The following is a 24,758-nucleotide window of genomic DNA, read 5'->3' as shown; positions in this document are numbered from 1 at the left end:
CTTGCACTCCAATCAACCGCTGGGGAGAGCTAAATTCAAATCTACAGTTGAACAAATTAAAAACCCGAACTAATTTGCCACTTAAACGGAAAATTAACTTGGTAGTCTAAATTAAACTCTTTTATCCCGGCCTCTTTTATAACGCTTTTTTCCATTAACGCCCCCGATACTTGAATAATAATTTCTATTACCTTAACGATTTTATATATAAATCTAATATTGGAAGAGTGAAATTATCCCACTTATCTTTATCTTCAATTGATACCCAAGCAACATCAATAATATCTTTGTTTTCTTTCAATTCTTTATTTAAGTACATTTCGCCACCTACAATTTCAGCTATATACGTATACTTATTTATGTTATTATAAAGAAGTTTTTTTTACTACTATGTCATAACCCGTTTCTTCTTTTACTTCCCTTTCACAAGCGTGAATTGGTGTTTCTTCTTCCTCAATACCCCCACCAGGGAAATTCCAAATAATCGCCCCTCTTTAGACGTATTGATTTACCATTAACACCTTATCGCCATTTATAATGAAACCTTGAGCAATCATCTTCTCCCCTCCCTCATAATGTTAAAGTAATTTAACTAAACTGCCCATTAATTGAATAGTGACAATTAATTATTACATCTAGATTTTAAATATTGTTATATTAAATTTTGTTGTTATGATTTAGCAACCAAAACTCATCTGACACCTGTTACCACAATAAAAAACGCACTGTGAATTTCATTGTAAAATACAGTGCGTTTTGCTTTGGTATTTACTTGTTTGCACCTGGAAAACTGTTAATAAAATCCGCCCAGGTCTCATTATTTCACTAATAGATTAGAAGCTCTCCACCTTAGCTAGCTTGGCGTAATGAACCGCAATATCCGCTCCTACAAGAGCATTGTTTTTTACTAGTGCGATATTCGCTGTAAGGCTCTTTCCGTCTGTTAATTCTTTCACTTTTCCGAGAAGGAATGGCGTCGCTTCCTTTCCGGCAATCCCTTGTTCTTCTGCTTCGTTTAGTGCTTTTTCTATGATCCTATTCATCTCGTTTTCATCCAGTGCATCCGGGGCAGGGATCGGGTTAGCGACCACCACGCCCCCCTTTAATCCAAGATCCCATTTCGCTTTTAAAATATTTGCCGTCTCTTCGGGGGTCTCTACTTTATAGTTCACTGAAAAAGGGCTGCTTTGTGTGTAAAAGGCCGGTAAGGAATCCGTTCTGTATCCTAAGACTGGCACTCCTTTCGTTTCCAGGTATTCCATCGTCAATCCTATATCCAGGATGGATTTAGCCCCTGCGCAGACAACGGCCACGTTCGTCACGGCAAGTTCTTCAAGGTCTGCCGAAACGTCCATCGTCACTTCTCCATTACGATGCACACCGCCGATGCCTCCTGTCACGAAAACCGAAATATCAGCAAGCTCCGCGCAGATCATGGTGGCAGCAACCGTAGTCGCCCCGTCCTTTTTAGAAGCAAGGATATAAGGGATGTCGCGGCGGCTTGCCTTGATCACATCCGACGCCTGTCCTAAATATTCAAGCTCTTCATGAGACAATCCAATCTTGATTTTCCCGTTCAAAATGGCAATCGTTGCGGGAACGGCCCCCTTTGAACGGATGATGTCCTCCACTTCACGGGCGGTTTTCACATTTTGTGGATAAGGCATTCCATGAGAGATAATCGTTGATTCCAATGCCACAATCGCTTTACCTGTCTTTCTGGCCTCTGATACTTCCTGCGAGTATTCTATATATGAGTTGATATTCACGTACATTTCCCCCTAATCAATAGTAATGACTAAATTCTTGTTGAAGCTTGGTCTTGTTCAGCGTAGGTGCCACCGTAAACTTGGATTGCAGCGTAATGGACGAGCAGATCACTCCGATTCGGCAGGCTCCGTCTGTATCGGATCCTTTTAAATAACCGAATAATATCCCTGCGACAAGGGCATCCCCCGCACCGGTCACATCCGCGACTTCCACCTTTGGAGGTAAAACGGCTCTCGCTTCTTTATAGGTAGTATAATAGATCAATCCCTTATCTCCCCGGGTAATCACGACCCTTTCCGCCCCTCTTTGGGTGATGGCTTTGGCCGCTTTAAAATAGTCCCCCTCTGTCTCGATCTTCATTCCTACATACGTTTCCGCTTCCCCTTTGTTGCATATGAACCAGGATACCCCTTCCAATGACGTTGGCAATTTCAACACTTTCGGTTCGGAAACCGGGATGATCGTAAGGGGCACCCCCTCGGTTTGGCACCTGCGAATGATATACTTCAGTACATCCTCTGGAAAATTTGTGTCGAGCAGCACCATTTCCGATGAAGAAATCAACCCCCATCTCTTATCAATAAAACCAATGTCAACGCTTTCATAAATACTCATATCAGCCAGGGCAAACATCATTTCCCCTTCTTCGTCCAATATCGCAGAGTAAGCCCCGGTGCTTTCATTTAAAAGTCGTTGGGACGTGGATACATCGGCAAACGGTTTCGTTTGAGATAAAAGCCAGCTTCCTTCCGTATCTTCTCCTACAACCGTTATCAAATTGGCCTGTTTTCCCAAGCGTCCTAAGTTCTCGGCAATATTGCGTGCCACGCCTCCACCGGATTGCTCTGTTTTCGCAGGGTTTGAGGTTTCAGGAATAAACGTACCGTCCAACTGAAGCTTCCGGTCGATATTCGCTCCCCCGATGCACGTGATCCCGTTTTTCTTTGGAAGAACATACGCCCGACCCAGGATTTTCCCCTGCTTCACCAGATTCGAAATATACCCTGCTACCGCAGATCGTGACATCCCACTTCGCTCGGATAATTCCTGTTGAGTCATAAATGGATTTTCTTCAATATACGATAACAAAAGCTTTTCTTTTTCGTTCACAAGCTCCCACCCCTATAAAGAAAAGTAACTTTTGTTAATATTCTAAACTTTTGTTTAAATTTAGACAAGATGGTAAATAAAAGAAAAAAAGTGTCCCACTATGCGCCGGACACTTTTTTCATTATTTATCTGCTTTTACCTCATACACATTTTGACTGGACTCAAGTATATGATCAGGTTTAGGTTTTCCTGCACTCGCTTTATGACCTGCAATATGCTCGGGGCTCTTCTCCCAATTCTTCCAATCGTCTTCCGATTTCCATTGAATCAGGACCAGCACTTCTTCGTCGCCGCGGCGGACTTTTTTGACGAGGACCTTTAAGTCGATAAACCCTGGCTGCTTTTCAATTAATCCCTCACCAGAAAACCTTTCAACCACTTTGGATGATGTTCCCTCTTTCACTACCAGTCTCTTTATTTGATAAAACATATTATAAACCTGCCTTCGCATCTTCAACCATTTGCTTCATCGATTGAAGTCCGCCTCCTGAAAGGTACCATGGGCCCCCATTCAGATAGACAATTTTTTCATTTTTATAGGCGTTCGTTTTTTGTACAAGTTCATTTTCAATTGAATCTTTCACGCTTGCGTTCGGATCAAATGCAGCATCACGGTCGATCACAAATAGAACATCAGGATTCTGTTCCAACACATATTCAAACGTCACATTTTGCCCATGAGTGGATTCCTCAATATTCTCATCCGAAGGTTTGAATCCAAATACATCGTGGAGAATCCCGAAACGTGATCCCGGTCCGTATGCACTGACTTCTCCTTCATTTCCCATCAAGATCAATGCTTTGTCATCGAGGCTTCCAGTCTTCTCTTTAATGCCGTCGACCTCCGCTTGCACATCCTCTAATTCCTTCTTCATTTCATCCTCTTTATTAAAGATTTCTGCAATGGTTTCCATGTTGCTTGTGAACGATTCCATGTAATTTGTGTAATCCGTTTGAACATATACGGTCGGAGCGATTTTCGCAAATTCTTCATACATTTCCAATTGGCGTGCAGAGATGAAAATCACATCCGGTTTCATTGAACTGATCGCTTCAAAGTCTGCTTCTTTCAAACTTCCTACATTTGTATAGTCCGAGCCGCTGTATTTTTCAAGGTATGGCGGGATCGTTGCTTGCGGTACACCCGCTACCTTCACTCCAAGCTCATCTAACGTATCAAGGACACCGAAATCAAACACGACGACCTTTTCAGGGTTTTGTTTCACTTTCGTTTCGCCAAGTTCATGCTTTATTGTGATTTCTTTCGATTCTTCATTTCCACCTGATTTTTTTGCTTCTGTCGTTGATTCTTCCTTTGAACCGCACGCTGCCAAAACTAGTAAGACTGTAAGTAATATTGTCATTAATGACCATTTTTTCATTTTCTTTTCTCCTCTTTTTTTATGAATTAAAATAAACACAAATCCGATTGTCATTCATCTGTTGCACAGGAATATCCATATCATAGATTTCCTTCAATATTTGGGTTTGTATGATGGTATTGGTTGAACCTTCTCTAATGGCCTTTCCGTTTTTCATCGCTACGATTCTGTCTGAATACACAGAGGCAAAATTAATGTCATGAAGGACGATGACGACCGTCTTTCCCAGGTCATCCACTAATCTGCGCAGAATCTTCATGATCTGGACCGAATGCTTCATATCCAGATTGTTCAGGGGTTCATCCAGGAGAATATAATCGGTATCCTGGGCGATGACCATGGCAATGAATGCCCTCTGCCTTTGCCCACCGGATAATTCTTCTAAGTAGTTCCCCTCCAAGTCCACTAGATTCATATAGTCCAATGCTTGATTTACCACTCTCTCATCCTCTTCGTTTAGTCGGCCTTTCGAATACGGAAATCGACCAAACGAGACCAGTTCTCTCACGGTCAATCGGACGTTAAGAAAGTTCGATTGCTTTAAGATCGCGATTTTTTTGGCAAGGTCGTCTGAATTCATTTTCCTGAGATCGGCCTGATCCAGTATGATTTCACCACTATCTGAATCGAGCAGACGGCTTACCATTGATAAAAGGGTCGACTTTCCGGCACCATTCGGTCCAATGAACGAAGTGATTTGACCAGGCTGAATCGTGACGGTCACGTCTTCTACCACCAGCTTTTTCCCGTAAAACTTGGACAGCCCTCGAATGTGTATCATTTGGCTTTACTCTCCTTTAACAAAAGATATATAAAGTACAATCCTCCGATGAAGTTCACAATCACGCTTAGAGTCGTGGAAAACGTAAAAATCCGTTCTACCACCCACTGTCCGCCAACGAGGGCAATGACACTCATCAAACTCGCACCGGTAATGAAAATGCTATGTTTGTAGGTCCGAAAGAATTGATAAGCTAAGTTTGCGACAATCAACCCGAAAAAGGTGATCGGACCGACCAGGGCGGTTGAAACAGCAATGAGTACAGATGAAATCACCAGCATAGAACGCACCATTCGGTCATAAGGCACACCCAGATTCATGGACATCGCCCTTCCCAATGACATGACATCCAGGTAATGGATCTTTCTCCAGCCAAACATCATCACGATGGTGACAATGATAAGGGCGAGCCAAACCAGATCCGCATTCATGTTATTGAAACTCGCAAACATCTTATCCTGAACCATTAAAAATTCATTGGGATCTATCAACACTTGCAGGAATGTGGTGATGCTCCCAAAGAATGTGCCAACAATGATTCCAATCAGCAATAAAAAGTAGATTGGTTGATTACTATGGCGGAATAATAATTGATACAGGATAAGAGCAAATGAAATCATGGCTGCAACGGATACTAAGAAGTTAATATTCTTGTTTATGACAAGCATGTGATCCGAGCCCAAGAAGAAAATGATACCTGTTTGAAGAAGGAGATAAAGAGAATCAAGCCCCATAATACTCGGTGTTAAAATCCGATTATGTGTGATCGTTTGAAACACGACCGTTGAATAGGCAATCGCGACTCCCGTAATAACCATTGCAAGCACCTTCATCCCCCGTCGAGGCAGTGCATAATCGTAGCTTTCATTTAGCCCGTAGAATAAATAGATCCCACAAAACAATAGGGCAACGACTAGTAAAACAAGCATTTTCCACCGATTACGCATATGCCTTCCTCCTTACCAGCAAGTATAAGAAGATGGCACTGCCGATGATCCCAACCATTAAACTGATTGAGATTTCATACGGGTAGATGATTACCCGGCCTAAAATATCACAGACGAGAAGGAAGATGGCTCCAAGTAAGGCCGTATGTGGCAATGTCTTCTGTAAGTGATCTCCTTTGAAGATGGAAACGATATTGGGTATGATCAACCCCAGGAATGGAATCATCCCGACGGTCAAGACGACTGTCACCGTAATGAGCGCGACCAGCACGAGGCCAATATTCACTATCCTGCGATAAGAAACACCCAGATTCTTGGAGAAGTCCTCCCCCATCCCGGCGACAGTAAACCTATTTGCATAAAGATAGGCAATGATCATAATGGGAATGCTTATGTATAAAAGTTCATATCGACCTTTCATGATCAATGAAAAATCACCCTGCAGCCAGGCTGCCATATTTTGAATCACATTTGCCTTGTAGGCAAAAAACGTTGTCACCGAAGATAACACATTCCCAAGCATCAACCCGACGAGGGGAATAAAGACTGCATCCTTGAACTTGATTCGATCGAGTATTTGCATAAAAAGCAACGTGCCGGCTAACGCAAATGCAAAGGCAACAATCATCTTCTCAAGTATTGAGGCATTCACAAACACAATCATCGATACAAGGATTCCCAGCCTGGCAGCATCTATGGTACCCACTGTCGTAGGGGATACGAACTTGTTTCGACTCAAGCTTTGCATGATCAACCCTGCAATGCTCATACCCGCACCGGCAAGTAAGATTGCCAGCAATCTCGGTAATCGACTGATGAGAAAAATCTGTGTTTCTTCGGATTGAAATTGCAGTAAATCCATCGGTGTAATATGGCTCACTCCTACAAATAAAGACAGGAGTGACAGCACGATGAGCGCAATAATAAGGTTACGTTGTTTCATGACTATCCCCAAAACTTTCATTGATTTTAACTGAATGTCATTGATATTGAAAATCATTATCAATTAACACAAGCCTATATTACAGTAAGATTTCAAGGGGAGTCAACAACTAAATGAAAATCATTATCACTAATTCCATAATCATCCACAACCGAAAAATGCTTCGAAATACGCAGTACAGTCAGAATTACACACAAAAAAGACTTGCCCTCCCTCTCGGAAAAACAAGTCTTTTGAACTATGAGATTTTCTTTTCCTTAACCTTTCCAGTGTCTTTCAAGTAATACTCCTCCGACGTAAAGAATTCTTGAGTAAGCCTCTTCACTTCTTTACTTAAAAGAAGAACCGCAATGATATTCGGAATCAAGATGGCTGCAAGCGCTAAGTCAAGGAATTGCCAAATGACTTTTGCCGCACCTACTGAACCAAGTACGATCGCAACCGTATAAACAACCTTGATCCCCTGTGATGCTTTATAGCCAAATAGGAATTCCGCCTGCTTTGCCCCATAAAAGACAATCACGATAATCGTCGATAGTACGAAGAAAATCAGTGAAATCGTCACGAGGATTCCACCAAATTCCCCGAAATAACTCGTGAATGCTTCTGTCGTAAGGGCTGATGGGTCATCCAGTGCATTTTCTGCTGTCCAAACCCCTGAAGATAACACGACGAAGGCCGTTGCTGTACAGACAATGATTGTATCAATCACGATTCCTACAATCGCCCAAAGTCCCTGTCTGACGGGATGATCGGTTTGTGCCGCCGCATGGGCAATCGGCGCAGTTCCAAGTCCTGCCTCATTGGAATATAACCCACGGGCAAATCCCCAACGGATCGTCTCAGCCACTGCTACCCCGGCGAACCCTCCCATTGCAGACATGGGTTGAAATGCGTTCGACAGAATCAGACTGAAGAATTCCGGCACTGCATCAATGTTCATAAAAAGGATGACCAATGCACTTCCTACATAGATCAGAGCCATGAACGGGACAAATATTTCCGTCACTTTACCAATTCGCTTTATTCCACCAAATACAATTAAAACAACTATGAGTGCAACAGCAATGCCCGTGAAAAGTCCATCTACATTAAATGTTTCTTCTACCGTTGATGCCACAGCATTCCCCTGCACCATCACACTCGGAATCAGCTCGATCATAAGGGCAAATGCGAACCATACACCGAGCCATCTCATGTTTAACCCTTTCGTCATGTAGTACATGGGACCGCCAACATATTCTCCCTTTTCGTTCTTCTCCCTATAGCGAACCGCAAGTACACTCTCAGAAAACTTAAGGGCCATTCCAATTAAGGCAATCACCCACATCCAGAAAACAGCTCCCGGCCCACCAAACATGATCGCTGCCGGTACACCGACAATATTCGCTGCCCCGATGGTGGACGATAGAGCCGACGTCAAGGCCTGCAACGGCGTCACCGTTCCTTCGCCTTTCGGTTTCTTAAAAACGCTCCCTACCGTCTGCTTGAATATGTAGAGAGGATAGCGAAATTGAATGAATTTCAATAAAAATGTCAGGTACAAACCCGTTGCACCCAGGACAATGATTAATGGTGGCCCCCATAACCATGCCGAAATTTTACCTATGATGTCAAAAAAAGTATCCAATCGTGCTCCTCCTTTAAGTAGAGGCAGTGGCTAAGGTTTGGAATCGCTGATTGGGCCAGACGTAAATGATCGTGCAAAAGTATGTATAATGCCCTCCGTCCTCATATATGAAAACCATTTTCCTGAAAAATTAGCCACTACTTCTAAAAGCTTTTTCAAACTTTTCCCTAATTTGGATGGTGTGAAACATTTTGTTTGAAAATGAGGAAGGGTGAGGGTGGATTAATTGGTAAACCTATTTGAGTTGGTTTGGGAAGTGTTTCCATTCGACAAAACCTGTTCATTTCCCCGGAAATACGCCAACTTCTGCCCAACAAAAAATCTGCAGACAACTTGTGTCTGCAGATCATTTCTTTATTGTGATACCCTTGGCAGAATCAACACTTCCACCCTGCGGTTTTGTCCCCGGCCTTCTGGTGTTCCATTGTCGGCAATCGGTTCAAATTCCCCGAACCCTTTTGCACTGAACCACTGGGGATCAAGCTTCGGATTGTCCAAAATGATCTTCATGAAATTGACCGCCCGCATGACGCTCAGCTCCCAGTTTGAATCGTATTCCGCATTACTGATCGGCACGTTGTCCGTGTGACCGCTGATGATAATATTCCGTGGAGGATTCATTTCAAGGAGTGCCGATAATTCACCAGCGACGCTCAGGTCACTGCCTTGGACTATGGCCGACCCCGAGTCGAATAATACATTGTCCCGGATCGTGAGAAGCAATCCTTCATCGGTAAGCTTCGTTACGAATTGAACCTCCAGATTATTCGTTTTGATATACTGATTTATTTTTTCCTGAATTCCTCTTAACTCTTCCTGATCCTTTCGAAAAGCCTGATTATCAAGCTCTTCCTTACTTAATTCCTTTTCTTTTTCCTCATCATTGCCTGAGGAGGCTGCCTCTTTGATTTTCTGATCGCTCGACTGCTGAGGTGCTACGGGGCTGGGATACTCCATCATTCCGGTCCCTCCGGTGAAGATTTCACTGAACACCTGGGAAAGTTCCCTGAATTTTTGTGCGTCCACAGAGCTTGACGCATAGAGCACGATAAAAAGAGCCAGTAACAACGTCAGCAGATCGGCGTATGGAATCAGCCAGGACTCGTCCATATGCTCGTCGTCATGTTTCTTCTTACGCCGCCTCATCCTCATCCCCCTTAAGTAATAAAATCCGCTCACTTGCCGGTAAATAGGACGCCAGCTTCTGTTCAATCACGCGTGGAGATTCACCTTCAATTATCGATAAAATCCCTTCTACCATCATCATTTTCATCTGAGCTTCACGCTTTGACTTTCGCTTCAGCTTGTTGGCAAATGGATGCCAAAGAACGTATCCGGTGAATATACCCAGAAGCGTTGCAACGAAGGCCGCTGAAATGGCGTAACCAAGCTCATCCGTATTGTCCATGTGACTGAGGGCCGCAATAAGTCCAATTACCGCTCCAAGCACACCGAGGGTCGGTGCATAGGTCCCCGCCTGTGTAAAAATGAGCGCTCCGGCACTATGTCTCTCTTCCATGGCATCAATTTCTTCATGCAGAACATCCCGTATATAATCAGCACTTTGACCATCAACTGCTAATGAAAGTCCGTCCCTCAAAAAAGGATCCTCTACCTCCTGGGTTTGGGCTTCGAGTGCAAGCAGTCCTTCTTTTCGTGCCAGGTCTGCTAATTGGGAGAAAAATTGAATTGTGTGTTTCGGGTCCTGCAGTTTTTGTTCTTTAAACAGTATGCCGAATAGTTTCGGTACCTTCTTGATTTCATGGGTAGGAAAGGCAATGGTCACAGCTGCCACTGTTCCAAGTAAAATAATTAAAATGGCTGCAGGGTTCAGTAAGGCAACGGGGCTCACTCCCTTGAAAACCATCCCCACTCCAACCGCTATCAATCCTAAAATGACTCCTATTAAAGACGTCTTATCCATCGATCGCTCCACCTTACTCATCGTAGTCTACTACTATTATCGGATGGAACTTCTAATTATTGAGACGTAGAAGCATTCAAAATTTTCTTATAAATTACCGTAAAATGTTATGAAGCACTGCCTGTTTTTGTCGATATATGTATTATACAGGTGTCACTATTAAAGGAGAGAAACGTCATGACCCCAGAGCAATTGAAAGAAATCGATAGTAAAAGAAAAAACCTGCTGCTCCTGATCACGTATTCCATCAGCCTGGTAGCAGCCCTCACGTATTCCATCATCAATGACTCAGGAATCACCGCTGTAACTGTTTTCGCTTCCCAGATCATGATTCTGGCCGCATACTTCATAGTGTTGCAACTAATATTAAAAAAACCACATTCTTATGTCTATTTCAGCATTCCAACGGTGTATGCCATCATCGGAATTTGGCTATTTTTAGAAGGATCCAATCCCACAGAACTAGTCATCTTATTATTTTTGGCTGTCATCAGTGCCATTCACTTTAATCCAGTGATCTTTGGTATCGGGTACGGGTCAGGACTCGCTTTATTCATCTTAAATGGAGCTCTTGCACCTGCAAACGACCCGATTTTCTCAGAATTATTTATTCCGGCTTTCCTTGTATATATACTATTGGGGACGGTCCTTGGTGTGGTGATTCACTTGAACCGCAATCAATTCAGGCAGATTCAGGAATTTATCAACATGACAGAAAGCGAAAGCATGAAAAAAGAAGAACAACGAAATTTCCTTCAAAAAGAATTAGCGACCATCTCTGCAAGCATTCACCAAATAAACGAGCAGATTCAAACCCACCTCGTCTCACATGATGAAATGAGAACGGCCGTTAATGAAATATCAGCTGGTAGCGTCACGCAAAGTGATCAGATTAACAACATTGCTGCCGTTTCAGAAACGACGATGAATAAAATGGAGGAGGTTTCCACGCTTTCAAACAATCTCACTGACCATTCCAATCAAGCGAATTCCATTGCTGTGTCAGGCAGTGAGCGTGTCACTTACTTGCAGGAAAACATGATTGAGCTTAAAAACATTATTGAAGGCCTTCGTCAAACGTTCAGTGAATTAACAAGCAAAATAGAAGAAACAAATACGTTTATAGGAAGCATTCAAGACATTACGGATCAAACCAATCTGCTCGCTTTAAATGCGTCCATCGAGGCGGCAAGGGCAGGTGAAGCCGGGCGTGGGTTCAGTATTGTAGCAGATGAGATTCGAAAACTCGCAGAGATTACACGAAACACAGCCACCCGTATTAACGACAATCTTGCTTCCGTTAACTCAGTGAACTCTTCTGCTGTCGAAATTATGAATCTCAGCTCAGAAAAGCTGGATGAAAATGTCGGGGCAACCGGTGAAGTAACAGAGTATTTCACGACACTGCGTGAAAAGCTTGCTGACCTGTCAAACGAGTTCCGGCACTTAACTTCTACTGCTGCTGATGTAAAAGGACAAACCGGAGAGGCTGAGCTATCGACGAAAGAGCTTGCAGCCGTCATTCAGCAAACCTCTGCAGGGCTCGAGGAAATAAGCGCCACCATTGAAACTCTTCATGGTGATAACCGTATGATTGCAAAATATGTTCAAGATACCGCCACAAGCGCAGAGCGAATTCAACGCAGTGTGGAGATGTAAAATATGATAAACTAAAAGCATCATTAGAGTACTAAAGGATGTGGCACCTTGAAACGAAGAATCATCATGATGATCCCCATCATGTTTATCGTAGCCGTGGTAGCGACTTGGATGCTCGGCAAGGGATACTCTGAGATCCCTTCCGAAGCTAAAAACATGATTGTCATAGGAGCGGCCCTCTTGTCCGGAGTGATCTCATTCTTCTTATTTAAAGATGAACCCGAGAAAAAATGAAGAAACACCACTTTCCTTGTCGAAAGTGGTGTATTCGTTATTTCAGCAACTTGTTTTCTATTTTATGCTCATAATTTTTGAACAAGGAACCGTTTGTGTTGATTCTCTTCTTGGAAAGCATGGCGTTGTATTTGAGCATGTTTTCATTTAGATTCTTTTGCAGCTCCCGCTTCTCCAAGTCGTCATCGCATGCTTTAATCAAGTCTTCTATGCGCATCATTTCTTTTTTTACTTTGATTTCATCCGTTGTAAAGCCGGCATTCTTCATCATCCGATGGGCCATCTTCAGCTCCTGGGGAACTCCTAAATCGTCGTCTAAATTAAGAGGTTTACCGAAGCCTGGAAGCTCTTTAAACTCCCCTTCTTCATAAGCCTTCTTGATCCGTTGCTCAGATATGATCATCGAAAAATCCATCCATAACCCCTCCTGCTTCAAACTAAAGTGGACGCGGCAAGGTCTGTCTTTGACGTATCGATCAGTACCCACTTGTTACCATTAGTATATCCAAAAGGCTGAAGATTTGAATGCATCAGATACGTCTATTTTCTGACAATTCGGCTCACATAATTTCGTACGTGCTGGAAAAACTACCTGTATCAATGATGAAAAGGAGTGGCTGACATGGCACGTGGAAAATCGTTCGATTCAAAGAAAAAGGGACATCCAGGAAACTTCCCACAGAATAGTGCACCAGAGAGAAAACATTCAGAAGACGCTGCCGGGGATGAAGAACTGATTGTTACCCAGGAAGCGTTTAAAAACCGGGTGGATGAGGATGAACATCGCTTATAAATACAAAAAAACGCCAGGATTTCCTGGCGTTTTCTGTTTGCTTCGGTGAAATGAGGGCAAATTGGGCCGTTGGTAGATTCAAAAACTTAATTTATTTTCAATTTCATCACTTTTATTTTCAAATTCCTCATTTTATTTTCAATTCAGGCCCATTTATTTTCAACTTTCCCATTTTATTTTCAAATCCATCTACGAACAGCTTTTTAAACTGTCACATTATCCTTCTTCGATAAATCCATCGCTGGTCCAAAGAATTCGAAGTGAATGTTAGATTCAGTAACTCCCATCTCCTTCAACGTTGTGATGACAGCTTTCATAAATGGTACCGGTCCACACACATAGCATTCCGTTTCTGCATCCACATATTGAGATAGGATTTCTTTGTTCACATATCCTTTGTAATGACCCTGAGCTTCGTCACTGGGATTTTCGTAGACATAGCACGCTTCCCCGTTCATTAACTCCTCTTCCATTAAAGCGTCGACATCTTTTCTAAAGGCATGGACCCCTTCGTGTTTACTCGCATGAATAAAGGCAGTCGGGCGTTCCGGCTTCGTTCTCGCCACCGTTTCAAGCATACTCATCATAGGTGTGATGCCGACACCTCCGCTTATTAAAGCAACACGTGAGTCGCCATCCACTAAGTAGAAATCCCCTGCCGGAGCACTGACTTCAATCTCACTTCCTACGGCTACTTTGTCATGTAAGAAATTCGACACCTTCCCTTGAGGATCAAATTCTGCTTCTCTTTTAACAGAAATCCTGAAGAGGTCCTCCATCGGCGCGCTTGATAAACTGTACTGACGGATATGGGTGAACTCTTCACCAGGGATGGTCACCCGTACAGAAATATATTGACCCGGCATGTAGGTCGGGACTTTGCCTCCTTCTTTTGGTTGAAGATAGAAAGAAGTGATAACATCGCTCTCCACTACCTTTTTCGCTACGATAAACGGTTTAAAGTCTCTGTATCCCGCGTCTTTGTTCTCCGTTTCTTTGTACATCTCTTCTTCTACATCAATAAATACTCCGGCGATGACACCGTATGCTTCTCCCCATGCTTCAATGATCTCATCTGTCGCTGCATCTCCAAGTACTTGCTTGATGGCTTGAAGTAAGTGCTCCCCAACGATCGGGTAATGCTCCGGCTTAACTCCTAAACTTCTATGCTTATGAGCGATTTGCTTTACAACGGGCAGGATCATATCGAGCTTATCGATATTCTGTGCAGCTGCATATACCGTATTGGCTAATGCGGTTTGCTGTCTTCCCTTTTTTTGATTGGCATGATTGAAAATATTCAATAACTCAGGATGAGCCGCAAACATATTTTTATAAAAAGTGGACGTAATTTCCGTTCCTTTCACTTCTAACACAGGCGCAGTTGACTTCACGATTTCAATGGTTTTTTGAGATAGCATTTTGGTCACCTCTAAAGATATATTTTAAATACATCTTTAGCGTACTCCTCTTTTTCCCATAAAGCAATATACAAAATACATCTTTAACAAAACAGCCACATTTAGACACAAACATGCTTCCTTCTGTATAATAATAATAACGGATCGGAAAGGTGAGATAAATGAGACTAACATTATACACTGACTACTCACTGAGAGTCCTAATCTTCCTGGCATCAAAACCAAAGGATGAACTCTCTAATATAAAGGAAATCGCCGATGCCTACAGCATCTCAAAGAATCACCTGATGAAAGTGACGTATGAACTGGGGAAAAACGGTCTGATCGAAACGATCCGCGGCAGGAACGGCGGAATCAAACTAGCTCAATCCCCGGAAGATATAAATATCGGAAAACTCGTCCGGACCACCGAAGAAGACTTCCACCTTGTCGAATGCTTTGACGCCCAAAACAACAACTGCGTCATCACTCCTGTCTGCGGACTAAAGCATGTACTCGGAAAAGCATTAAACGCCTATCTCTCTGTCCTTGACGAATACACCCTGGCCGACTTGATCCAAAACCCGATGGACTACCGGTTCTTATTTCAAGAGCAGCAGCGGGATCAATCGTCAACATAGACTGGAATCACTCCTCTCCATTTAGATGGGGAGGAGTTTTTTGTTTGGATAGTGGTGCCTGGCACTAGATGCCCGGTTCGTGCCTGGCACCCGCTTCGTGAAATGTACCTGGTACAACTTATCCTCGAACCACTCAACTCACACCAAAAAGCCTGTTTCCCACTGAAAACAGGCCAATCTCTTACTTCTTACTCTCACTATATTTAAATGTCATAAATACAAACAGGAAAAAGCTCAGTAGTAATGTACTTCCCCCTACTATATAGAAGACCATCGTGAAGCTTGCTGGCAGATTGAATGGATTTAAGTTATACATCCACATTCCGACTGTCAATCCGATCGAACCGATAATCGCAGTCCATACATGTGCAAATGCCAGTTTTGAAGATTTCGGTACCTGATAGGAACGATAATAGGATGAATACGCAAATAAACTTAACCAACCAACTACTAAGATATGAGCATGAATGGGCTTAAATGCATATGATCCGGCTCCTGCCATATGAGACCCGAGAAATGCTCCGATAAACCCATAGATGGCGGACATTCGTAATAAAAGGACATTCCACGCCAATGTTTCTTCCCCCTTTTTTATCTAGAGTATTGCTTCAATCATTATAGTATAGTTGTCCAAGACAAGGCTATGATTCTTGTTTGAATGCCATAGAACTTTCATATTCTTCATGCACCAAAAATAATTTTCCATTCTTCCGCATACGATAGAAAGATGGGTGTAAACACTTGCAAACGGTGTAGGCACTGATACAATAAGAATGTAATAGAACATTCTGAAAAAAGGAGAATACATATGCCTAATTTCCAACAAAATCTTGAGAAATACGCAAGCCTGGCTGTAGAAGTCGGTGTCAATGTTCAAAAAGGTCAGACCCTGGTCATTAACACCTCCATCGATTCTGCAGAATTTGTTCGCCTAGTGGTAAAGAAAGCCTATGAAGTTGGGGCTAAGCACGTATACGTTAACTGGAATGATGATGTGGTCAATCGTACGAAATACGACCTTGCTCCAGACGAAGCATTCCAGGAGTTCCCTCAGTGGAAAGCAAGAGAAGTCGAGGAGCTTGCTGAAGGCGGAGCTGCATTCATGAGCATCGTGTCTTCAAGCCCTGACTTGCTTAAAGGGGTAAATCCAGATCGTATCTCAAACTTCCAAAAAGTAGCCGGTAAAGCAATGTCCAAATACCGTCAATTCATTCAATCGGACAAAGTAAGCTGGTGCGTACTGGCCGCTCCTTCGAAGGACTGGGCTGCAAAAGTATTCCCGGATGCTTCTGAAGAAGTACAGGTGGATTTACTTTGGGATGCCATCTTCAAAGCAGTCCGCGCCGACCAGGCTGACCCTGTCCAGGCATGGAAGGATCACGACGCAAACCTTCACGAAAAAGTGGAATACCTGAACGAAAAGAACTACAAAAAGCTTCACTACACGGCACCGGGGACGGACCTTACGATCGAGCTTCCTCAAGGTCACCTATGGGTGGGAGCTGGAAGTGTGAATGAACAAGGAACCACTTTCATGGCGAACATGCCGACGGAAGAAGTATTCACGGTTCCTCTAAAGACAGGTGTAAACGGAACAGTATCAAGCACGAAGCCACTTAGCTACGGCGGAAACGTGATCGATAACTTTACGATTACATTTGAAAACGGCCGCATTGTGGACGTTAAGGCTGAGGAAGGCGAAGAAATTTTGAAGCGCCTTGTGGATACAGATGAAGGATCTCATTACCTTGGGGAAATCGCCCTTGTTCCTCATCAGTCCCCAATCTCTCAATCGAACGTGTTATTCTACAACACTTTATTCGACGAGAACGCATCAAACCACCTTGCAATCGGTAATGCCTATGCATTCTGTATCGAAGGCGGAAAGAAAATGAGTGAAGAAGAGCTTGAGAAAAACGGTTTGAACAACAGTATCACTCACGTTGACTTTATGATCGGTTCAGACAAAATGAACATCGATGGAGTGAAAGAAGACGGCTCGACTGAAGCAGTATTCCGCGATGGTGGTTGGGCGTTTTAAGCTTAGTCAGTAATATGCGTTCCCAGAAGGTGGTTTGGCTGCCTTTTGGGATTTTTTTATGGAGATGAGGTGGGAGTTGGATGAAAACCTGTTGACTGAGCGCTCAATCTTTTGTATGTAACTGGAAAAAGACGCATATATCAAAATAAAGACGCATAAAATGATAGATTGACGCAAAAAACCTGAAAATAGACGCAATCTCCCCCCTTTCGTTCGGTGTATCCTTCTCCCGTGATCCTATCTACCTTCCAACCATCATGTTATTAGCCCATTTTCGAAACAAATTCACCTCTTTCGGTCAAAAAGCTCACCCGTATTGCTTCGTCAACGCAATGGCCGCAATCGTTGCACCCGCTGCCTGGGCATAGCTTCCGAATGCAGTGACCTGCAGTCCAATTTCCTTCATATCCTTTAGAATATAAACTTCACCTATCGCCTCAATGGCTGCACCAAGGGATTGAAGTGAATTTCCGGCTGCAAGAAGATCTGAAAACTCCCGCGAACTCAACGTGGCCCCAAATGCTTCCAGCCCTGCCCCTAGGGATTGGACGGTGTCTCCGAAAATATCAAGGTTCAGTCCTTCCACTTCTCTTCCTGCGAATTGGAGTTCGGCTGCTGCGACGTTTGTTACGTTTCCTGAAGCTTGAATCCAATCACCGGTCACTCTTAACGTTTCTCCAAACGAACCGTCCGAGAGCTTTTCCGCTCCCACCCCCTGAAGTGCATTTCCTGCTGCTTCGAAGCCGTTTCCAATGGAGACCAACCGAAATCCGAAAGGCTCTTGACTGTATCGTTCCTCTTGTATGACCATCGTTTCTCCTATTGCGGCAATCACCGTTCCGACCACCTGCGTCCAAGCCCCGGTAATAAGGATAAGTCTATCGATCACCTCCATCCACCGTCCCTTTCCCCATCAATACTTATAATGTATTCAATAAAGGAAAATTGGTATCTTTCGCCCCCATTTCAACAACAGTAAAAAATTTGTAAATACCAGTAAATGAGTCTTGTTTATTTTGTCCTATCGAGCTATGATATTCTAGTTCATCTAGCGTTTCATGAGGGGAGGAATTTAGATGAGAATTCGGGATTGGGACCGTAATTTAAAGGTCCGGCTGTTTGGGGAAGCAGCGATTAATATTACCTTCTGGATGTTCTTTCCGTTTTTGACGATTTATTTCACAGAGTCATTCGGAAAGCAGACGGCAGGATTACTATTGGTTCTCTCACAGGTATTTGCAGTACTCGCTAATCTGATGGGAGGCTATTGCGCAGACCGCTTCGGCCGTAAGCGCATGATGGTCATCTCCGCTTTCGGACAGGGCTTTGCTTTTTTAATCTTTGGACTGGCCAGTTCACCTTGGCTCGATTCTGCCATGATCGGCTTTATCTGTTTTAGTTTAGTTGGGGTATTTGGTTCGTTTTATTGGCCGGCAAGTCAGGCGATGGTGGCCGATGTGGTGGATGAAAAGGACCGCAGTCATGTATTTGCCGTCTTTTATACATCCATCAATATTGCCGTAGTGGTCGGACCGATACTTGGTGGAATTTTCTATGTTCACTATCGCTTCGAGCTTTTAATCGCCGCTGCGCTTATTTGCATGTTCTTAGCTCTTCTTTTATATAAAATGACGAGGGAAACAGCACCTTTAGACACTAGTAAGCTACTAGTGACAGAAGGGAAAAAGAAAGCCTGGCATAGTGTGATATCAGATCAGATGAAGGATTATAGTGTTATTTTTAAAGACAAAACGTTCTTATTATTTATCTTAGCCGGGATTCTCGTCGGTCAGACGTTTATGCAACTTGACCTTTTGTTTCCCGTATATATTAAAGATGTGATGGATCAAGCAACGTTATTCAGCGTCGGCGATTGGTCCCTGACATTGGTGAGTGAACAGGTATTCGGATTGATCCTATCTGAAAATGGATTCCTGGTGGCACTACTTACTGTGGTGATCACTCGCTGGATCACGAAGTTCCGTGAACGCAATGTGTTCATCCTTTCTTCTGTTATCTACGCGGTTTCGATTTTTATGTTTGGACAAACAAGCTCGGTATGGATGTTTGTGATCGCGATGGCAGTATTCACGTTTGCAGAGTTGATGACAGCAGGTATCCAGCAAAGCTTTGTATCGAAGCTTGCTCCGGATCATATGCGGGGGCAGTACTTTGCTGCAGCAAGTTTACGCTTCACGATTGCAAGGACCATCGCACCTCTGTCCATCACCCTGTCACTTTATGTAGGGTATGATTGGACGTTCATCATTCTGTCGATCCTTGCTCTTGTGAGTGCGGGACTCTTCTTCATCATGTTCGAGCGTTTTGAGAAAGAAGAGTTGGAGTTGAAGAAAGCTGTTCATTAAAAAAAGGAATGATCCGATTTGGATCATTCCTTTTCTTTCATATTACCCTTCTGCATCGAAACCTTCATCATTTCACTGCAACAATGAATTTTGACCTCTTCACTTCCCACGAAAACTTTCAGAAAAGGATGAATCCGAAAAATTCCGTTTACCCCCTTTTTTCATCAAAAATGAGATGTTACAATGTACAACCGTAAGCAATCTTAACGTAGCTCATAACTCTGAGCTGGTCGGAGATTCCAATCAATACTAAGCAAAGAAAGGATGTTTATTTCAATGCATATCGGAAGCAAAGGCTGGTACGTGGAAGAACTAAAAAAAGCAGGCGTTCGCCGCTACGAGGAACGCAAAGTAGAATCCTATAAAAAACACGTTCTTGCAAACCTATTAGAACGTACTAAATAAAACATAAGAGAGGGACGGACCTCGATTCCTATGACCTGGTCATAGGAATGAAGGTCCGTCCCTCCTTTTTATTTCAGCAGCTTGGATGAATAGATTGGATTCAGGTTCTGCTGCAGGGAGTATTTTTTGGTCCGGTTCAGTTTGTATGGTTTGTTTTTCAGTAGGTAGGCTTGGTATTTCCGGGTCCAGCTCTTCATTGACCAGTAGATCAACCCTGTGGTGAGAAGGACCAATCCGATGGTGGCTGGCCAGAAGTATGGCGAAATGACACTTGTTTCATATGCCAGTCCTATAGGAGAGAATAGGAAATACGTTTGCACCACGCACGCCATGAGTATGATGGACAATGGAATGCTATATTTCCAAGGCATCATATCCACTTTTGGATTGTAGCGGTATTCGTATGGCTTCTTCATCGGCTTCCAAAAGCCGATCAGGACCATCAGTGCAATCTCTGATACAAACAGGATGCCATAAATATGAATAAATTTTATATTGATAGAGAATCCAAATAAATGTCCTGTTCCCCACACAAGCATATAGTACGCAAACAAGTGTAGAATGATCACTGTTTTGGCAGCGAAAGCAGGGATACGTTTTGAGAACACGCCAACCAATAGTATGACGATAATCGGAATGTTAAAGAATCCCGTGAATTTTCGAATCAGATCCCACAAGCCGTCTGTTGCATGAATCAACATAGGCGACACACACATGGAAACAACTGCGAGCGCGGCTCCGAACCACTTACTGATCGAGATTAATTTCTGATCACTGACATTCGGGTTGAACTGAGGCTTATAGATATCCAATGCAAATAATGTAGCGGCACTATTTAACAGGGAATTAAACGAGCTCAGCACAGCTCCCAGCAGTACGGCCAGGAAGAAACCTGTCAGATACCAAGGCAGCACCGCATTAATCAAAGCCGGATAAGCCAAATCCACACTTTTCAATGAATCTCCATAAAGATGAAAAGCAATGACTCCCGGCAGCATCATCATGAATGGCACAAGCAGCTTATAGAAACCCGAAATGATGACACCCTTCTGTCCTTCCGCTAAGTTTTTAGCCCCAAGAGTCCTTTGAATCACGTATTGGTTAGATGCCCAATAAAATAAATTTGCAAAAATCATTCCCGTGAAAATCGTTGAAAACGGAACTGAATCTGAAGATGAGCCAATCGAATTCAGCTTTTCCGGATTGTTGGTAGCAATCTCTTTCACACCTGATAGGAAACTTCCTTCTCCTAACGCATAAAACCCTAAAATCGGAACGAGAATCCCGATGATCAAAAGTCCGACTCCATTCAACGTATCGGAAATCGCAACGGCTTTCAGTCCGCCGAAAATGGCGTAAATGCTTCCTATGATCCCGATCACCCACACAATTACCCAGATCGATTGAGTATAGGAAATACCCATGAGTTCGGGTACATCAAATAATTTCAAAACGGCAAGTGCCCCTGAATAAAGCATGGAAGGAATCGTCACAAACACATACCCAAGCATAAAGAGGATGGTTGTATACTGACGAACCCCTTTGTCATAGCGCTGATTCAGAAACTCAGGTAACGTCGTGAAGCTTCTTCCTAAATACTTCGGAAGCAAATATAACGCCATGATGATGATCGCGATGGCGGCGGTCACTTCCCACGCCATATTCGAAAGGTTCGCCCTGAAAGCTTGTCCATTCAAACCAACTAACTGCTCCGCTGATAAATTGGTTAAAAGCAAGGACCCGGCGATGAACGTTCCAGTCAATCCCCTTCCGGCTAAAAAATAACCTGTCGAATCATTCAATGATCCTTTTGTCTTTATGTATGAAATCCAGGCAACCAGTCCCATGAAAAATACACAGGACAATAATGTAAATAGCAAACCACTTTCAAACATGTATCCTCTTCCCTTCATATTTATTACATGTGTTTGTGAAAGTTCCCCAAATGTTATATTAGTAAACTATTATTTTTTAATTTTTGTTAAAAACAGTAAAAAAGTATCACCACGTTTTTCCATGATATTCTTTTCAAGAAAACTATTGTGATAGTCTTTAGTGGTATGATAAAGTAGAAAACATATTTCAAATCAACTTCATACGAATTCCTTATATATCTATGGTGATATGGACCATAAGTCTCTACCTGGCAGCCGTAAAGTGCCGGACTATAAGGAAAGTCTTTTCTATATGCTGTTTGTGTATGGAGACTTTCCCTATTTTTTAGAGAATGTCTTCATGCACTTTTTTTATTTGCACTTTTGAGAAGTCTGACATCATACAACATCGATCTGAGGATTCGTTGAAGAATACATGCTGGAGGATTGGTATTGTGAGTTTAGTATATGGAATCTTATCATTACTTGGAGTTCTATTTTTAGCCTGGCTGTTGAGCAGCAACCGCTCAGCCATTCAATGGCGCACGATCATCATCGGGATCTGTCTTGAGTTCCTGCTTGTCTTGTTTGTACTTAAAGTCCCATTTGGACAAACCATATTGAAAAAAGCAGCCTTGGGGGTACAGAAAGTCATTGATTACAGCAATGAAGGAATCATGTTCGTATTCGGGGGATTCTTCGAAAAAGGGACGAACATTTCATTCGTGTTCGCAATCAATGTCCTGGGTGCGATCATCTTTATTTCTGCACTCATTTCGGCTCTATATTACTTACGGATCATCCCGTTCTTTGTAAAATATATCGGGATCGGGCTAGGGAAAATCCTTGGTACAACCAAGGTTGAATCATTTAATGCCATCGGGAATTCCTTTCTCGGATTAGCGGAGGCACCCCTGTTGATTAAGCCATATTTAGCGAAGTTGACCCGTTCAGAACTTTTTGCCGTAATGGTTGGAGGAACAGCGTCAGCAAGTGGAGCGATACTAATCGGATATTCGTTGATGGGGATCGACATGAAATTCCTTCTTCTATCCGTCTTCAGCGTGCCGATCGTCTCTCTTGTGATTGCCAAAATCATCGAACCTGAAACGGAAGAATCCAAGACGAATGGTGATATTTCGTTAGGAAAGACCACTCACACGAACGTATTCGAAGCGATTTCGGAAGGTGCCCTCAGTGGTACACAGCTGGCGATCAATATTGGCGGACTGCTCATCGCGTTTATTGGGATCCTTGCTCTCGTCAACGGATTACTCGGTGCTGTGGATATGAGTCTTTCCACGGTCTTCGGCTACCTGTTCTATCCGCTGGCACTACTCGTCGGCATTCCAATGGATGAAGCGTTCCGTGCTGCCTCCATCATCGGGACGAAGCTCTCTGTGAATGAATTCGTTGCATACAAAGAGTTATCAGGAATGATGAACGAGCTTTCACCGAAGACCGTTGCGATTCTTTCCGTCGCACTTTGTAACTTTGCGAACCTGTCTTCGATCGGACAATTGATTGTCGGATTGGGTTCTTTGGAGCCGACTCAACGACCTATGGTTTCTAAATTAAGCTTGAAGGCCATCATCGCAGGGACACTGGCGAGCTTCATAACGGCCATTATCATTAGTATATTTCTATAATTTTTTCTCTCAATCATGTTTCTTCCGACCCCCTTTAGTGAATAGTATAAAGTAGCAATCTTTTTTCACATTGATAACGGAAGGTGAATTCATTGAGAGAAAAAAAATTCATGAAAGACACGAAAACAAGCAAAACGACCCACGTTCTTCCACCCGACACCAACCATCACGGTACATTGTTTGGTGGAAAACTGATGGCCTATATAGACGACGTGGCATCCATTGCCGCTACACGTCACGCCCGCAAGCCAGTCGTAACGGCTTCAACAGATTCCGTCGACTTCCTGCAGCCTATCAAAGTCGGGGATGCCGTGACGTTGGAAGCGATGGTCACCTACACCGGACGCAGCTCCATGGAGGTTTGTGTGAAGGTCACTTCAGAGGTGCTTCTAACAGGAGAAACCAACGTGGCAGCCATCTCCTTCTTGACCTTTGTTGCTTTAGAAGGCAATAAACCCGCTGTCATCGCGGAAGTCGTACCGGAAACCGAAGAAGAAAAATGGCTGAACGAAACCGCCAAAAACCGTGCAGAACATCGTAAAGCACGCAAAAAACATAGCCAGGAGCTTGCGGAGTTTTTCCGTAAAGCGTATTGATGAAGGGGAGATGCTTGATGAGAGCATCTCTTTTTTTCGGGGAGGGAACTTGTAATTTGTCAGTTCGCCGTTATATTTCGAATTTCGCCGTTATATTTCGAATTTCGCCGTTAAATGTGAGATTTCGCCGTTAAAATGGGGATTTCGCCGTAATCTTGGTTTCTTATTCCCTTCTGCTTATTGGCTGGAGAAGAATTCATAGTTGTGAATGAGCCTTTCGCTGATATATTTGAAATTTCGCTGATAAATGACGTGGTTTCGCTGATAAATCGAGAATTCCGCTGATAAGTGACGCGGTTTCGCTGATATAACGAAAATTCCGCTGATAAATCATGCGATTCCGCTGAAATATTGAAAATTCCGCTGATAAAGGTTGTGATTCCACTGATATATCGGGAATTCCTTTGATAAATGACGCGATTTCGCCGATATCACACATTCGCTGCCCAGGATTCTTCCCATTTCCCATTCCAAAATCCAACTCCCCCCCTCCTCCGCCAATACTAATTGAGATTATCCACAAATAATTTGCAATTACTATCCTAAACTGCCGGTTCCACCAAGATCATTACGATTTTCCCATTTTGGTGTACCCTAAGGAAGACACGCCAAC

General features: G+C 43.2%; 27 protein-coding genes and 1 riboswitch. Of the genes, 9 read left to right on the top strand and 18 right to left on the bottom strand.

Annotation, left to right across the window (positions count from 1 at the left end; genetic code table 11):
- Positions 1 to 187: 187 nt before the first annotated feature.
- The 12 genes from TV75_RS22550 to motA all read right to left on the bottom strand — a co-directional run bounded on the left by TV75_RS22550 (position 188) and on the right by motA (position 10,487).
- Entirely contained in the window at positions 188 to 319 is a 132-nt protein-coding gene (locus tag TV75_RS22550; RefSeq protein WP_301280428.1) for a hypothetical protein, read from the bottom strand.
- Positions 320 to 365: 46 nt separating this feature from the next.
- Positions 366 to 437, bottom strand: a complete 72-nt coding sequence (locus TV75_RS22190; protein ID WP_367379315.1) for a hypothetical protein — start codon at positions 435 to 437, stop codon at positions 366 to 368.
- A 396-nt stretch (positions 438 to 833) separates the two neighbouring features.
- On the bottom strand, positions 834 to 1,763 hold the full coding sequence (locus tag TV75_RS13175) for a pseudouridine-5'-phosphate glycosidase (RefSeq protein WP_253275537.1): 930 nt from the start codon (positions 1,761 to 1,763) through the stop codon (positions 834 to 836).
- 22 nt (positions 1,764 to 1,785) lie between these two features.
- Complete coding sequence (locus tag TV75_RS13170; protein ID WP_052504558.1) at positions 1,786 to 2,880, bottom strand: carbohydrate kinase; 1,095 nt, start codon at positions 2,878 to 2,880, stop codon at positions 1,786 to 1,788.
- A gap of 121 nt (positions 2,881 to 3,001) precedes the next feature.
- Entirely contained in the window at positions 3,002 to 3,310 is a 309-nt protein-coding gene (locus TV75_RS13165) for an antibiotic biosynthesis monooxygenase family protein (RefSeq protein ID WP_044339256.1), read from the bottom strand.
- A gap of 1 nt (position 3,311) precedes the next feature.
- Positions 3,312 to 4,262 (bottom strand): siderophore ABC transporter substrate-binding protein, encoded by a 951-nt coding sequence (locus TV75_RS13160; protein ID WP_044339220.1) that lies wholly within the window; start codon positions 4,260 to 4,262, stop codon positions 3,312 to 3,314.
- 19 nt (positions 4,263 to 4,281) lie between these two features.
- Entirely contained in the window at positions 4,282 to 5,043 is a 762-nt protein-coding gene (locus TV75_RS13155; RefSeq protein WP_044339219.1) for an iron ABC transporter ATP-binding protein, read from the bottom strand.
- On the bottom strand, positions 5,040 to 5,990 hold the full coding sequence (locus TV75_RS13150; RefSeq protein ID WP_044339218.1) for an iron chelate uptake ABC transporter family permease subunit: 951 nt from the start codon (positions 5,988 to 5,990) through the stop codon (positions 5,040 to 5,042). The genes TV75_RS13155 and TV75_RS13150 overlap by 4 nt, the downstream gene beginning before the upstream one ends.
- Entirely contained in the window at positions 5,983 to 6,933 is a 951-nt protein-coding gene (locus TV75_RS13145; RefSeq protein WP_044339217.1) for an ABC transporter permease, read from the bottom strand. Before TV75_RS13145 ends, TV75_RS13150 begins: the two co-directional genes overlap by 8 nt.
- A 238-nt stretch (positions 6,934 to 7,171) precedes the next feature.
- Positions 7,172 to 8,563: an alanine/glycine:cation symporter family protein gene (locus TV75_RS13140; RefSeq protein WP_044339216.1), complete on the bottom strand. Its 1,392-nt coding sequence runs from the start codon at positions 8,561 to 8,563 to the stop codon at positions 7,172 to 7,174.
- 354 nt (positions 8,564 to 8,917) lie between these two features.
- Positions 8,918 to 9,709 (bottom strand): flagellar motor protein MotB, encoded by a 792-nt coding sequence (motB, locus tag TV75_RS13135; protein ID WP_044339215.1) that lies wholly within the window; start codon positions 9,707 to 9,709, stop codon positions 8,918 to 8,920.
- Positions 9,696 to 10,487 (bottom strand): flagellar motor stator protein MotA, encoded by a 792-nt coding sequence (gene motA, locus TV75_RS13130; protein WP_044339214.1) that lies wholly within the window; start codon positions 10,485 to 10,487, stop codon positions 9,696 to 9,698. Before motA ends, motB begins: the two co-directional genes overlap by 14 nt.
- A gap of 177 nt (positions 10,488 to 10,664) precedes the next feature.
- On the opposite strand from motA, the gene TV75_RS13125 reads away from it, so the two are divergent.
- Together TV75_RS13125 and TV75_RS13120 are read left to right on the top strand one after the other, a co-directional pair.
- Positions 10,665 to 12,146 carry a methyl-accepting chemotaxis protein gene (locus tag TV75_RS13125; protein WP_044339213.1) on the top strand — a complete coding sequence of 494 codons (1,482 nt, stop codon included), beginning with the start codon at positions 10,665 to 10,667 and terminating at the stop codon, positions 12,144 to 12,146.
- A gap of 48 nt (positions 12,147 to 12,194) precedes the next feature.
- Positions 12,195 to 12,380 carry a hypothetical protein gene (locus TV75_RS13120; RefSeq protein WP_044339212.1) on the top strand — a complete coding sequence of 62 codons (186 nt, stop codon included), beginning with the start codon at positions 12,195 to 12,197 and terminating at the stop codon, positions 12,378 to 12,380.
- A 37-nt stretch (positions 12,381 to 12,417) separates the two neighbouring features.
- On the opposite strand, the gene TV75_RS13115 is transcribed toward TV75_RS13120, so the two are convergent.
- Complete coding sequence (locus TV75_RS13115) at positions 12,418 to 12,795, bottom strand: DnaJ family domain-containing protein (RefSeq protein ID WP_044339211.1); 378 nt, start codon at positions 12,793 to 12,795, stop codon at positions 12,418 to 12,420.
- Between the two features lie 207 nt (positions 12,796 to 13,002).
- On the opposite strand from TV75_RS13115, the gene TV75_RS22135 reads away from it, so the two are divergent.
- Positions 13,003 to 13,173 (top strand): hypothetical protein, encoded by a 171-nt coding sequence (locus TV75_RS22135; protein WP_172655755.1) that lies wholly within the window; start codon positions 13,003 to 13,005, stop codon positions 13,171 to 13,173.
- Between the two features lie 203 nt (positions 13,174 to 13,376).
- Here TV75_RS22135 and hmpA read toward each other — a convergent pair whose 3' ends face one another.
- Positions 13,377 to 14,594, bottom strand: a complete 1,218-nt coding sequence (hmpA, locus tag TV75_RS13110; protein WP_044339210.1) for an NO-inducible flavohemoprotein — start codon at positions 14,592 to 14,594, stop codon at positions 13,377 to 13,379.
- A gap of 161 nt (positions 14,595 to 14,755) precedes the next feature.
- On the opposite strand from hmpA, the gene TV75_RS13105 reads away from it, so the two are divergent.
- A complete protein-coding gene (locus tag TV75_RS13105; RefSeq protein WP_044339209.1) occupies positions 14,756 to 15,214 on the top strand; it encodes an RrF2 family transcriptional regulator in 459 nt (152 codons plus the stop codon).
- A 181-nt stretch (positions 15,215 to 15,395) separates the two neighbouring features.
- Here the strand turns inward: TV75_RS13105 and TV75_RS13100 are convergent, their stop codons facing one another.
- Positions 15,396 to 15,788 (bottom strand): hypothetical protein, encoded by a 393-nt coding sequence (locus TV75_RS13100; protein WP_437176712.1) that lies wholly within the window; start codon positions 15,786 to 15,788, stop codon positions 15,396 to 15,398.
- A gap of 234 nt (positions 15,789 to 16,022) precedes the next feature.
- On the opposite strand from TV75_RS13100, the gene TV75_RS13095 reads away from it, so the two are divergent.
- Positions 16,023 to 17,255: an aminopeptidase gene (locus TV75_RS13095; RefSeq protein WP_044339208.1), complete on the top strand. Its 1,233-nt coding sequence runs from the start codon at positions 16,023 to 16,025 to the stop codon at positions 17,253 to 17,255.
- 307 nt (positions 17,256 to 17,562) lie between these two features.
- On the opposite strand, the gene TV75_RS13090 is transcribed toward TV75_RS13095, so the two are convergent.
- Positions 17,563 to 18,144, bottom strand: a complete 582-nt coding sequence (locus TV75_RS13090; protein ID WP_156142421.1) for a DUF6944 family repetitive protein — start codon at positions 18,142 to 18,144, stop codon at positions 17,563 to 17,565.
- Between the two features lie 187 nt (positions 18,145 to 18,331).
- On the opposite strand from TV75_RS13090, the gene TV75_RS13085 reads away from it, so the two are divergent.
- Both TV75_RS13085 and TV75_RS21545 read left to right on the top strand, forming a co-directional pair.
- Positions 18,332 to 19,621 carry an MDR family MFS transporter gene (locus TV75_RS13085; RefSeq protein WP_044339207.1) on the top strand — a complete coding sequence of 430 codons (1,290 nt, stop codon included), beginning with the start codon at positions 18,332 to 18,334 and terminating at the stop codon, positions 19,619 to 19,621.
- Between the two features lie 276 nt (positions 19,622 to 19,897).
- A complete protein-coding gene (locus TV75_RS21545) occupies positions 19,898 to 20,026 on the top strand; it encodes a YflJ family protein (RefSeq protein ID WP_079530789.1) in 129 nt (42 codons plus the stop codon).
- A gap of 68 nt (positions 20,027 to 20,094) precedes the next feature.
- Here the strand turns inward: TV75_RS21545 and TV75_RS13080 are convergent, their stop codons facing one another.
- Complete coding sequence (locus TV75_RS13080) at positions 20,095 to 21,921, bottom strand: solute:sodium symporter family transporter (RefSeq protein ID WP_044339206.1); 1,827 nt, start codon at positions 21,919 to 21,921, stop codon at positions 20,095 to 20,097.
- A 191-nt stretch (positions 21,922 to 22,112) separates the two neighbouring features.
- A riboswitch (purine riboswitch) is annotated at positions 22,113 to 22,214 on the top strand.
- Positions 22,215 to 22,355: 141 nt separating this feature from the next.
- Here TV75_RS13080 and TV75_RS13075 point away from each other — a divergent pair.
- A complete protein-coding gene (locus TV75_RS13075; RefSeq protein ID WP_044339205.1) occupies positions 22,356 to 23,549 on the top strand; it encodes a NupC/NupG family nucleoside CNT transporter in 1,194 nt (397 codons plus the stop codon).
- A gap of 92 nt (positions 23,550 to 23,641) precedes the next feature.
- The gene (locus tag TV75_RS13070) at positions 23,642 to 24,145 is read left to right on the top strand and encodes an acyl-CoA thioesterase (RefSeq protein ID WP_082051280.1); all 504 of its coding nucleotides are present in this window, start codon (positions 23,642 to 23,644) and stop codon (positions 24,143 to 24,145) included.
- A 196-nt stretch (positions 24,146 to 24,341) separates the two neighbouring features.
- Here TV75_RS13070 and TV75_RS13065 read toward each other — a convergent pair whose 3' ends face one another.
- Positions 24,342 to 24,626 carry a hypothetical protein gene (locus TV75_RS13065; protein WP_044339204.1) on the bottom strand — a complete coding sequence of 95 codons (285 nt, stop codon included), beginning with the start codon at positions 24,624 to 24,626 and terminating at the stop codon, positions 24,342 to 24,344.
- Positions 24,627 to 24,758 lie beyond the last annotated feature (132 nt).

The sequence above is a fragment of the Rossellomorea aquimaris genome (assembly GCF_000935355.1).
In the GTDB taxonomy this organism is placed as follows: Bacteria; Bacillota; Bacilli; order Bacillales; family Bacillaceae_B; genus Rossellomorea; species Rossellomorea aquimaris_B.
Note: the sequence above shows the minus strand (reverse complement) of the source record. Positions and strands in the feature narration are given on the sequence as shown.